We start from the raw sequence: 11175 nt of genomic DNA, 5'->3' as shown, positions 1-11175 counted from the left end.
GACCCGGCTGCGCAAGGCCGCGGGCCTCGCGCCCGCGGCGGCGGGGCTGCTGCGCGAGGCGGCCGGCGCCGCCCTCCCGGCGGAGCCCGGGGCCCTCGCCGGGCTGATCAAGGCGGCGCCCATCACCCTCACCGCCTCCGCGCCGATCGAGCGGGCGATCTCGACGGCGGGCGGCGTCCGGCTCGACGCCCTCGACGGGCGCTCCATGCTGCGCGCCCATCCCGGCCTGTTCCTGGCCGGCGAGATGCTCGATTGGGAGGCGCCGACCGGCGGCTACCTCCTCCAGGGCGCCTTCGCGGGCGGCCGGTCGGCCGCCGCCGGGATGCTCGACTGGCTGCGCGAGACCGGCGGCTGACCCGCCGGTCTCAGGGCCGCGTGCAGAACCCGACGATGCCGGTCGCCTCCGCCGGGCAGCTGGCGCCCTCCCCGTCGTAGGTCGGCGCGCCGCCCTTGAGGCAGTGGGCCGTGACCAGCATCTCTCCGGTCCCGCAGGTGATCGTGCAGCCTCCCGGGCAGTCGGACTTGCGCACGGGCCGCAGGCTGGCGGCCTCGCCCTTCGGGCCCGGGCCGCCCTGCGGCCCGATCGGCCCCCGCGAGCCCGGTGCGCCCTGCGGGCCGGCCGCGCCCGCGGCGCCGGGCTCCCCCTTCGGGCCGGGCTCGCCCTGGGGACCCGTATCGCCCTTGAGGCCCTGATCCCCCTTGGGACCTTGATCCCCCTTGGGGCCGGTCTCGCCCTTGGCTCCCGTCTCGCCCTTGGCCCCTGTCTCGCCGGGCGGTCCCGCCGCACCCTGGGGACCGGGCGGTCCGGGCGGACCCTCGGGCGCGCAGTTCGCCACGACCGCCTCGCGCTCGTCCGGCTCCGCCTTCAGCGTCACCACGCAGGTCGAGGGCCGGTAGGGCAGCCGGAAGGTGAACCGGCCGCGCCGGTCGGCCTGGATCGAGATGTCGTCGTCCAGCACCACGATCGCGCCGGGCTTGCGCACGGAGCCCGAGATCCGCAGGTCGCCGGCCTCGATCCGCGCGTCGTAGACCATGATCGGCTGGCTCGGCGCCTGCGCGTGGCGGACCCGCGGGCGGGCCGGGCGCGCCCGCCCCGTCGCGGGGGCTGACGCGGCCGGATCCGGGGCGGCGGCACCCGGCGGATCCGCCTGCTGGCCGAGCGCCGCGCCCGGCAGGGCGAGCAGGAGCGTCAGGGTGAGGGCTGAGCTGAGGGCTGAGCGCATGCGCGGTCCGGTTCGGCCGCGTCACGCGCGCGGCGTCCGGACATTGGTCTCGCCCTGCGATTGCGGTCAACCGCGACCTCGGACCCCGCGGGGGCGAGCGATTCCACAGGCGTCCACAGCCGTCCACAGGCCAAGCCGCTGCCGCCACGCGCGATTCCGGGACCGCGCGGAAACCGTTTGTGCATGTTCCTGTTATGTTCCTATCGTCCAGCATGACCGGAGCCGATGGAGATGGGGCTGGACCCTGCCGACGAGACCGAGGCGGCGATCGCGCGGGGCGATCCCCGGGCCCGGCTGGCGGTCCTGCGGGCGCGCCTCGCGCCGCCGGATCGCGGCCGGGATCCGTCCCCGGTCCTGCCTCTGGGCGTTCCAGATCTCGACGCGCACCTGCCCGGCGGCGGCCTCGCCCTCGGGCCGCCCCACGAGATCGCGCCGGCCGAGCCCGCGGACGCGATCGCGGCCCTGGGCTTCGCCCTGGCGCTCTGCGCCCGCCAGCTCGCCCGGGAGCCGGGGGAAGCGCTGATCGCCGCCGCGCCCGGCCAGCCCCTGCCCTACGGGCACGGCCTCGCCGGCCTCGGCCTCGACCCCGGCCGCCTGCTGCTGCTGGAAGCCGGCAGCGACGCGGAGGTGTTCCGCGCCCTGGAGGCGGCCCTGCACGCGCGGGCGCTCACGGCCCTGATCGGCCTCCTGCGGGACGGGCTGCCGCTGAAGCCGGGCCGGCGCCTGCAGCTCGCCGCGGAAGGGCCGGCCCCGCCGCTGCTGCTGATCCTGCGGCCGGCGCCGGCCGGTCTCCCCAACGGGGCTGCCACGCGCTGGCGGATCTCCGCCGCGCCGGCGGCGCGGGACCGGTTCGGGACCCTGGACAGGCCGCGCTGGCGGGCGCGGCTCGAGCGCTGCCGCAACGGGCGGGGCGGGGACTGGCTTCTGGAGTGGGACCATGCCGCGCGTCGTCTGCATCTGCCTGAGCCACTGGCCGGTGACGCGGCTGCGGCGGGCCGGTCTCGCGCCTGAGCGCGGCCCCCTCGCGGTGGCGGCCGAGGGGTCCGGCGGGCTGCGGCTCGTGGCCCTCGACCCGGAGGCCCGCGCCCTCGGCCTCCGGGTCGGCGAGCCCCTCGGCCGGGTCCGGGCGCGGATCGGCGTGCCGCTCCAGGTCTACCCGGCCGACCCGGAGGCCGACCGGGACGCCCTGCTGCGGCTCTGCCGCTGGGCGAGCGGCTACGCGCCCCACGTGGCGCCGTTCGGGCCGGGCGAGGCGGCGGACGGGCTCTACGTCGACGTCGCCGGCGCGAGCCACCTGCGCGGCGGCGAGGCGAACCTCGTCGCGGACCTGGCCGCCCGGCTCGCGCGGAGCCGCGTACCGGCGGGGATCGCGCTGGCCGACACGCCCGGCGCCGCCTTCGCGCTGGCGCGGCAGGGTGGGCCCGATCCGGTCGTGGTGCCGCCGGGCGGGGCCTCGCAGGCCCTGCGCGCCCTCCCGGTGGACGCCCTGCGCCTCGATCCCGGCACGGTCGCGGGCCTGAAGCGGCTCGGCCTGCGCCGGATCGGCGAACTCGACGCCCTGCCCCGGGGGCCCCTCGCCCGCCGCTTCGGCGCGGCGCTGCTGCTGCGGCTCGACCAGGCCCTGGGCCGCCGGCCCGAGCCGCTGGCGCCCCTGACGGAGGCGGCCGCCTACGCCGCCGCCCGCGGCTTCCTCGACCCGATCGGGCGGCAGTCGGACATCGTCCGGACCGCCCGGGACCTGATGGCGGAGACCGCGCCGCGGCTGGAGCGGGACGGGCTCGGCGCCTGCGCCCTGCGCCTCGGCCTGCACCGGGTCGACGGCGCCCTGCGGGTGATCGATCTCGGCCTGTCCCGGCCCGAGCGCGATCCTGAGCGGGTCGCGGCCCTCGTCGCCCTGCGCCTCGACCGGCTGGGCCCCGCCCTCGACGCCGGCTTCGGCTTCGAGACGGTGGCGCTCGCCGTGACGGTGACCGGCCCCATGCCGGCCCGCCAGACGGATCTCGGCGCGGCGGCCCCGGGCGACGGGGTCGGGTTCCTGGCCGACGCCCTGGCGCAGCGCCTCGGGCGGGCGCTCCTGCGGCTCGAGCCGCGGGCGAGCCACCTCCCGGAGCGGGCCGATCGGGGCCGGGTCTGGGTTGCCGGAGAGGGGCCCGGATCGTCAGCCGATCAAGGCGTCGGTCGGCGACGGGTGCGTCTCCTTCCCCCCTCTGCCGCTGCGGGGATGATGGATTCCTTCATCAGGGCCGGCAAGACGGCGTCAGGATCGCTCGCAGGTCCCCTCTCCCGTGTGGGAGAGGGACAGGGTGAGGGTCGAGAGCTGCCCGGAAAAGGCACGTCCGATCCGTGCGTTGATGGCGTGCGCAGTTCTGTGTCTTCCTGTCCCTCACCCCAACCCTCTCCCGCACGGGAGAGGGGGCCGGTCGCGCTCCTTCACCAAGGTCGCCGCCCGGCCGAGATGGGTGAGCCTTCCCGCACAGAGGAGGAAGGGAAGGCGCGCACCGGCGCGTCTCCCTGGCCCGACCACCTCCCGCCCCGTCCCCTGGTGATCTTCCCCCGCGGCGAGGCCGCCCTCGACGTGCTCTCGACCGTGCCGGAGGGGCCGCCCCGGCGCTTCCGCTGGCGCGCCCGGATCCACCGGGTCGCCCATGCCGAGGGGCCGGAGCGGATCGCTGCCGAATGGTGGCGCGCACCCGGCGCGGATCGCGACTACTACCGCATCGAGTGCGAGGCCGGGCACCGGCTCTGGCTCTACCGCGACGGCCCGCACGCCCCCGACCGACCGGCCGCGTGGTACGTCCACGGGCTCTTCGCGTGAGCGGCCCCGCCTACGCCGAACTCGCCGTCACCACGAACTTCTCCTTCCTGCACGGCGCCTCCCATCCGCAGGACTTCGTCGTGCAGGCGGCGTCCTACGGCCTCGCGGCCATCGGCATCGCCGACCGCAACACCGTGGCCGGCGTGGTGCGGGCCCACGCGGCGGCGCTGGCGCTCGACCAGGAAGGCACACCGATCCGGATCCTGCCGGGGGTGCGCCTCGTCACCGAGGAGGGGTTCGAGGCCGTCACCTACCCGATGGACCGGGGTGCCTGGGGGCGCCTGTGCCGGCTGCTCACCCTGGGCAACCGGCGCGTCCGCAAGAGCGCGTGCCGCTTCTCCTTCGCCGAGATGGTGGAGGCCGCCGAGGGGCAGATGTTCATCGCGATGCCGCCGGCCCGGCGCCTGCCGGAGGGATTCCGGGCGCGGCTGGAGGCGCTGGCCGCCGCCGCCCCGGGCCGGACCTTCCTCGGGGCGAGCCACACGCGCCGCGGCGACGAGCGGCGGCGCCTCGGGCTGCTCGCCGAGCTGGGCGCGGCCTCCGGCGCCCCGATGGTCGCGGTCTCGGACGCGCTCTACCACCATCCCGAGCGACGCCCGCTGCAGGACGTGGTCACCTGCATCCGCCAAGGCTGCCGGATCGAGGACGCCGGCTACCGGCTGGAGGCCAATGCCGAGCGCCACCTGAAGCCCGCCGCCGAGATGGCGCGGCTGTTCGCCGACCACCCGGAGGCGCTCGCCCGCACCGTCGAGATCGCGCAGGCCTGCGAGTTCAACCTGTCGCAGCTGCATTACGAGTATCCCGACGAGCCCGTGCCCCCCGGGCGCACGCCGCAGGAATACCTGGAGGAGAAGACCTGGGAGCGGGCGCGCTGGCGCTACGGCGGCGAGGTTCCGGACGCAGTCGCGGCGACGCTCCGCGACGAACTGCGGCTCATCGCCAAGATGAAATACGCCCGCTACTTCCTGACCCTGTTCGACGTGGTCGAGTTCGCCCGCGGCCGGGGCATCCTGTGCCAGGGCCGCGGCTCGGCGGCCAATTCCGCCGTGTGCTTCTGCCTCGGCATCACCGCGGTGGACCCGTCGAAGCACCGGCTGCTCTTCGCCCGGTTCATCTCGGAGAACCGCGGAGAGCCGCCCGACATCGACGTCGATTTCGAGCACGAGCGCCGCGAGGAGGTGATCCAGCACCTCTACGCCCGCTACGGCCGGGAGCGCGCCGCCCTCTGCGCCACGGTGATCCACTACCGGCCCCGCATGGCGATCCGCGAGGTCGGCAAGGTCCTGGGCCTGACCGAGGACGTGACCGCGGCGATCGCCGACACGGTCTGGGGCTCCTGGGGCACCGGCATGCCGGACCAGCACGTGCGCGAGGCCGGTCTCGACCCGGAGAACCCGGCGATCCGGCAGGCGCTCGACCTCGCACACCAGCTGATCGGCTTCCCCCGCCACCTGTCGCAGCATGTCGGCGGCTTCGTGCTGACCCGGGGCCGCCTCGACGAGACCGTGCCGGTGGGCAACGGCGCCATGGCGGACCGCACCTTCATCGAGTGGGACAAGGACGACATCGACGCGATCGGCCTGATGAAGGTCGACGTGCTGGCGCTCGGGATGCTGACCTGCCTCAAGCGCGGCCTCGATTTTTTGGAGAAGGATCACGGCACCTTCTACGAGACGCTGGCCGACCTGCCGCAGGACGATTCCGCGACCTACGCGATGCTGGCCAAGGCCGATTCCGTGGGCGTGTTCCAGGTCGAGAGCCGGGCCCAGATGTCGATGCTGCCGCGCCTGAAGCCCAGGGAGTTCTACGACCTCGTGGTGCAGGTCGCGATCGTGCGCCCCGGCCCGATCCAGGGCGACATGGTCCATCCCTACCTGCGGCGGCGCTCCGGGATCGACCCGGTCGAGTACCCCGCGCCGCACCCGGATCACGGCCCGGCGGACGAGCTGAAGGAAGTCCTGCAGAAGACCTACGGGGTGCCGCTCTTCCAAGAGCACGCCATGCAGATCGCCATCACGGCGGCGGGCTTCACCCCGGCCGAGGCCGACGGGCTGCGCCGGGCGATGGCGACCTTCCGCCATGTCGGCTCGATCGGCGGCTTCGCGGAGAAGTTCGTCGGCGGCATGACCCGCCGGGGTTACCCGCAGGACTTCGCCGAGCGCTGCTTCGCGCAGATCCGCGGCTTCTCGACCTACGGCTTCCCGGAGAGCCACGCGGCGAGCTTCGCGCTCCTCGTCTACGCCTCGGCCTGGATGAAGTGCCGGCACCCCGACGTCTTCCTGGCCGCGATCCTCAACGCCCAGCCCATGGGCTTCTACCAGCCGGCCCAGCTGGTGCGCGACGCCCGCGCCCACGGGGTCGAGGTGCGGGGCGTCTGCGTCAACGCCAGCGACTGGGACTGCACCCTGGAGCCGGCCGGGAATCCGGCGCTCCACGCCGTGCGGATCGGCCTGCGTGCGGTGCGCGGCCTGCCCGAGGCCGCGATGCGCCGGCTCGTGCGGCTGCGCGCCAACGGCTACGCCAGCATCGAGGGGCTGCAGGCGTCCCTCGCCCTGCCCCGCAACGCCCTGGAGCGGCTGGCCGAGGCGGACGCGTTCCGCTCGCTCGGCCTCGACCGGCGCGCCGCCCTGTGGATGGTCCGCACCCTGGAGGGGACGTCATCCCGCAAGGCCGCCAAGGCCGATGCGAGCGAGCGCCGCGCCCATCTCCTCGACGCACCCCTGCCGCTCTTCGCCTGGCACGCCGATGACGGCCTGTTCCGGCACGAGCCGGCGGTGGACCTTCAGCCCCTGGCCCCGTCCGAGGCCGTGGCCGAGGATTACGCCGCCACCGGCCTGTCGCTCCAGGGGCACCCGGTCGCGTTCTTCCGGGGGCGGCTCGCCCGGATCGGCGCGATCCCGGCCCGGGCCCATCTCGATCCGGCGCTGCCCCAGGGGGCGCGGGTCACGGTGGCGGGGCTCGTGCTGATCCGCCAACGGCCCGGCACCGCCAAGGGCGTGGTCTTCCTGACGCTGGAGGACGAGACCGGTATCGCCAACGTGATCGTCTGGAAGACCGTGTTCGAGGCGAACCGCCGGATCGCCATGCAGGCGCGGTTCCTCGCCGTGCGCGGCCGGATCCAGCGGGCGGACGGGGTGGTCCACCTCGTGGCGGAGGGGTTTCGCGACCTCACCGCCGCCCTGCGCGACCTGCGCGAGGCCGGCATGAAGCTGCCGCCCGAGAACACGGATTTCGGCGTGCCCCCGGACCGGCGCGTGTATCGCAGCCGGGATTTCCACTGAGGCGCGCCCCTCGACAGGCCCCGCGCCGCGCGTAGAGTGCGGCGATGTCGAGCTTCGCCGTCCCGCGCCTCCTCCTCGCCGCCTGCGCGGCCCTGCCCCTCCTGGCGGAGGCCGCCCGGGCCGACAGCTGCGACGACCTCACCCGCCAGATCGCCGACGCGATCGGCGGCCGGGTCGGCAAGCGCGCCGGCCCCAGCATCGACATCCGCGTGGCCGGCCCGATCAAGTTCGACGTCACCTGCCGGGCCGAGCCGATCGTGCAGGCGACCTCCGCCGAGCCGAGCCCCTCGGCGACCTTCTTCCGCGACCTGTCGGTGGCCTCCGAGATCCTCGTCGGCCAACCGGCCGCGACCGTCGAGCCGATCATCGCCACCGCCTACCGGACCGCGCTGGCGGAGCGGCGCAAGTCGTTCATCCAGCAGAACGGCTGGTCGGCGTCCTGCTACACCGACCCGGGCAGCAGCGCGATGCGGACCCTCTGCTCGGTGGGGCGCATCCCGCCGGGCTGAGGCGCTCTTGACCGGGCGAAGCGTCGGCGGAATCCTCGATCTCCGTCGACTCGGCCCTGGCTGCCCATGACGACTCTCGAGACCCTGCCCCTCCACGAGACCGATCCCCATGGGGGATTCCGGGACTTCATCGAGACGCGCCCCGATGAGGAGAAGTGGGAGCTCATCGAGGGCCACATCGTGATGCAGGCTCGGCCGAGCCTCTTCCATCAGGTCGTGGTCGTGAATCTCCTGCGCCTTCTGAACGAGGCTCTGGAGCGGTCCGGCTCATCGTGGATCGCCATCCACGATCCCGCTATCGACCTCAGGCCGTTCATCACGGGACATACATACGTCCCGGATGTCGCGGTCATCGATGCGGCGAGCATCGAGCCCGACCAGAGTGTGGTCGAGGGCTGTTACCTCGCCGCTGAGATCCTCTCGCCGAGCGATCACCGGAAGCTGCCCGGCACGCACCGGAGGAAGATCGACGTCAAGCGCGCGGGTTACGAGGCGTTGCCGCTGTGTCAGGCCGTGCTCCTGATCGAGCAGAAGAGCTGCGCGCTGGCCCTCTCGACGCGCAGCGGTGAGATCTGGACACGCACCCGCCTGTCCGGGGGTGACCGTCTGGTCCTCCCCGGCTTCGGTATCGATTGCGCCGTGGCCGATCTCTACGCCCGCACGCCCGCGGTGCGGCCCTGATCAGTACTCGATCACGCCGTCGAGCGCGTAGTGCTTCACGGTCTTCCGGTTGGCGATCAGCTCGTCGACCGTCGGCTCGCCCTTGAGGGCGCGGGCGATGGCGAGCTTCGTGGCCTCGTAGTTGGTCCGGTAGAGGTCCTTCTGGTCGAGGTTGTCGTCCTCGGCGCAGCGCTGATCGAGCCAGATCATGATGATCATGCACAGCTCGTCGAGCCCGTCCTTCGGCAGGATGCCCTCGATTATGCAGTCCACGATCGCGTCGCCGGTGGCGGCCTGGACCACGCCGCCGAGGAGCTCGGCATACTCGGCCGTGTGGATCGTGACCTTGGTGGTCATCATCGTGGCCGGGCGCACGAGCTGGTTGAGGTCGCGCACCACGAACATCCGCGTGTGGCCCTGGACCTGCCCCATCATCGACGCGAAGGCCTGACCCACCGGGCCGCGCACCGAGCCGATCAGCACCTCCGGCATGGCGTCGGTGTACTGGCCCTCGGCCGCCAGCACCGTGGCCTCGCCGGTGCGGAACCAGATCTCTTGCATGTTCGAACTCCACCTGATCGGAGCCCGCGGGAGACATCATCGGCGGCCGCGCGTCAATCGCCCCGAAGGTGGTCCCATCCCGGCCCCATCCCGGCCGCCCCAGCCCTCGCCCGCGCCGCGGCGCGGGCGCAGCCCCGTGCCGCCCGGTGTCACCCCGGGTCGCCGCGATGCGGCCGCCGGCATCCGCGACGGCGCGCATCTCCGCTCCTGCGCGGCCTGTGGCCTTGAGGAACGCGGACAGGCGAGGCAGGGAAGATCGGAGCGCGGCTCCGGGAACGGTCCCGGGCCTGGCCGTTCCGGTGGGCGCGCGGCGCCGTCCCGGGCATGCGGGAGGAACACGATGGCGGAGAGCACGGACCGGGGCTCCGGCTGGAGCCTTCAGGCGAGCGCCGTGCCCGACGGGGTGCGCCTGGAACTCGCCCTCGCCGACCTCGGCGGCGCACCGGTCACCGCCGCGATCGTGCTCGACCGGACGGAGGCCCGGGCCTTCGCCCGCGCCCTGCTGGCCGCCGCCGGCGACGCCGCGGAGCGGACCTTCCCGAAGCCGGGCGCCTGAGGGCGCGCCGCCGGCCGGTCAGCGCACGCCGAGGCCCGGATTGCGGCCCGGCAGGCGGGGGACCACGGTGCCGCGCTTCTCGATCGGCGCGTCGCAGGCGTAGGCGAACTCGGTCTTCAGCGGATCGAACACGGTCTCGCCGGTGATCCGGCAATCCTCGCGCACGGTCTCGTCGAGATAGGCCCGGGCGGCGGTGCGGAAGCGGTTCACCCGGGTGGCGCCCGGTTCAGGATCGATCCGGACCTCGCTCAGGTTGCAGCCGGTATACTCGCGCAGGGCGTTGGACACGATCAGCATCCGGCGCAGCTGCCGGTTGTCGTAGACCTCGTAGGGCTCCTTGCAGCCGATCGTGACGACCTGGGGGGTGAGCGCCACGTAGTTCCGCGAGATGTAGGAGAACCCGGTGGTGCAGCCGGCAAGGCCGAGGGCGGCGAGGCCGAGGGGCAGCAGAGCTGCGGGTCGTCGCATCCTCGTCATTCCAAGAGGGTCCCAGCCCGCGCCCCGGATCCGCCGCCTTCCCGGTCGGGCGCCGCGATGCATTGAAACGGCTCCGCTTGCGCCGTCAATGCGTTTCTCGACCTTCTCCCTTGGGCGCGCGGCGGGGCGCCGGGCCGAGCGGTGCCGCTCTTGCGGAACACTTGCGGAACGTTTAACCTGTTCGTGATTTGTTTCGGAGACCGTCACGTGGCGGTCCGCCAAGCCGCGAGTCCCCCGTCGATGCTCACGCGCAAGCAGCTGGACCTCCTGCGATTCATCCAGAGCCGGATGCAGGAATGCGGTGTCCCGCCGTCGTTCGACGAGATGAAGGATGCCCTCGATCTCAAGTCGAAATCCGGCATCCACCGGCTGATCACGGCCCTTGAGGAGCGCGGCTTCCTCCGGCGCCTCCCGAATCGGGCGCGCGCCATCGAGGTGATCCGCATCCCCGAGAGCCTGACCCAGGCCGCCCCGGCGACCCAGGCCCCCGCCGAGCCGCGCCGCTTCACGCCGAGCGTGGTCGAGGGCGGCAAGTCCAAGTCGCCGCCGGCCCCGGCGAGCACGCGGATGATCGACGAGTCCGGCCGCGCAATCTCGATCCCGGTCATGGGCCGGATCGCGGCCGGTACGCCCGTCTCGGCGATCCAGAACCAGAGCCACGCCATCACCCTGTCGCCGGACTTCGTGGCCGGCGGCGAGCACTACGCCCTCGAGGTGCGCGGCGACTCGATGGTCGAGGCGGGCATCCTGGACGGCGACCTCGTGGTCATCCGCAAGCAGGAGACGGCCAATACCGGCGACATCATCGTGGCGCTGATCGACGACGAGGAGGCGACGCTCAAGCGCCTGCGTCGCCGCGGCTCGTCGATCGCCCTCGAGGCCGCCAACCCGGCCTACGAGACCCGCGTGCTCGGGCCCGACCGGGTCCGGATCCAGGGCCGCCTCGTCAGCCTCGTCCGCCGCTACTGAAGCGGCTCGGCCGGCGCGTCGCCGGGGGCGAGGTCTCCGCCCGGCGCGGCGTCGGCCTCCGGCGTCGTGGCGACCCCCTCCTCCGCGGCGCGGTCGCCCGGCTCCGCGGTCGGCGGCCGCGGCG

General features: G+C 74.0%; 11 protein-coding genes. 8 read left to right on the top strand and 3 right to left on the bottom strand.

The window, feature by feature from the left end:
- Window positions 1-355: NAD(P)/FAD-dependent oxidoreductase (locus ACLBYE_RS27130; RefSeq protein WP_447696542.1), on the top strand; the 355-nt coding region annotated here is incomplete at its 5' end.
- 10 nt (window positions 356-365) lie between these two features.
- Here ACLBYE_RS27130 and ACLBYE_RS27125 read toward each other — a convergent pair.
- On the bottom strand, window positions 366-1223 hold the full coding sequence (locus ACLBYE_RS27125) for a collagen-like protein (protein ID WP_447696541.1): 858 nt from the start codon (window positions 1221-1223) through the stop codon (window positions 366-368).
- A 225-nt stretch (window positions 1224-1448) separates the two neighbouring features.
- On the opposite strand from ACLBYE_RS27125, the gene ACLBYE_RS27120 reads away from it, so the two are divergent.
- From ACLBYE_RS27120 to ACLBYE_RS27100, 5 genes are all read left to right on the top strand, one after another.
- Window positions 1449-2234 (top strand): ImuA family protein, encoded by a 786-nt coding sequence (locus tag ACLBYE_RS27120; RefSeq protein ID WP_447696540.1) that lies wholly within the window; start codon window positions 1449-1451, stop codon window positions 2232-2234.
- On the top strand, window positions 2161-4038 hold the full coding sequence (locus ACLBYE_RS27115) for a Y-family DNA polymerase (protein WP_447696539.1): 1878 nt from the start codon (window positions 2161-2163) through the stop codon (window positions 4036-4038). The genes ACLBYE_RS27120 and ACLBYE_RS27115 overlap by 74 nt, the downstream gene beginning before the upstream one ends.
- On the top strand, window positions 4035-7319 hold the full coding sequence (locus ACLBYE_RS27110; protein WP_447696538.1) for an error-prone DNA polymerase: 3285 nt from the start codon (window positions 4035-4037) through the stop codon (window positions 7317-7319). The genes ACLBYE_RS27115 and ACLBYE_RS27110 overlap by 4 nt, the downstream gene beginning before the upstream one ends.
- A gap of 44 nt (window positions 7320-7363) precedes the next feature.
- The gene (locus ACLBYE_RS27105) at window positions 7364-7828 is read left to right on the top strand and encodes a hypothetical protein (protein WP_056532603.1); all 465 of its coding nucleotides are present in this window, start codon (window positions 7364-7366) and stop codon (window positions 7826-7828) included.
- Between the two features lie 66 nt (window positions 7829-7894).
- The gene (locus ACLBYE_RS27100) at window positions 7895-8509 is read left to right on the top strand and encodes a Uma2 family endonuclease (protein ID WP_447696537.1); all 615 of its coding nucleotides are present in this window, start codon (window positions 7895-7897) and stop codon (window positions 8507-8509) included.
- On the opposite strand, the gene fae is transcribed toward ACLBYE_RS27100, so the two are convergent.
- Window positions 8510-9049: a formaldehyde-activating enzyme gene (gene fae / locus ACLBYE_RS27095; RefSeq protein ID WP_020092273.1), complete on the bottom strand. Its 540-nt coding sequence runs from the start codon at window positions 9047-9049 to the stop codon at window positions 8510-8512.
- A gap of 340 nt (window positions 9050-9389) precedes the next feature.
- On the opposite strand from fae, the gene ACLBYE_RS27090 reads away from it, so the two are divergent.
- Window positions 9390-9605, top strand: a complete 216-nt coding sequence (locus ACLBYE_RS27090) for a hypothetical protein (protein WP_020092272.1) — start codon at window positions 9390-9392, stop codon at window positions 9603-9605.
- Between the two features lie 18 nt (window positions 9606-9623).
- Here ACLBYE_RS27090 and ACLBYE_RS27085 read toward each other — a convergent pair whose 3' ends face one another.
- Window positions 9624-10073: a hypothetical protein gene (locus tag ACLBYE_RS27085; RefSeq protein ID WP_447696536.1), complete on the bottom strand. Its 450-nt coding sequence runs from the start codon at window positions 10071-10073 to the stop codon at window positions 9624-9626.
- A 249-nt stretch (window positions 10074-10322) separates the two neighbouring features.
- Here ACLBYE_RS27085 and lexA point away from each other — a divergent pair, with 249 nt between their 5' ends.
- Entirely contained in the window at window positions 10323-11051 is a 729-nt protein-coding gene (gene lexA, locus ACLBYE_RS27080) for a transcriptional repressor LexA (RefSeq protein ID WP_447696535.1), read from the top strand.
- Window positions 11052-11175: the final 124 nt, after the last annotated feature.

The sequence above is a fragment of the Methylobacterium sp. A52T genome (assembly GCF_053346095.1).
This window is presented reverse-complemented; position numbering and strand designations above follow the sequence as displayed.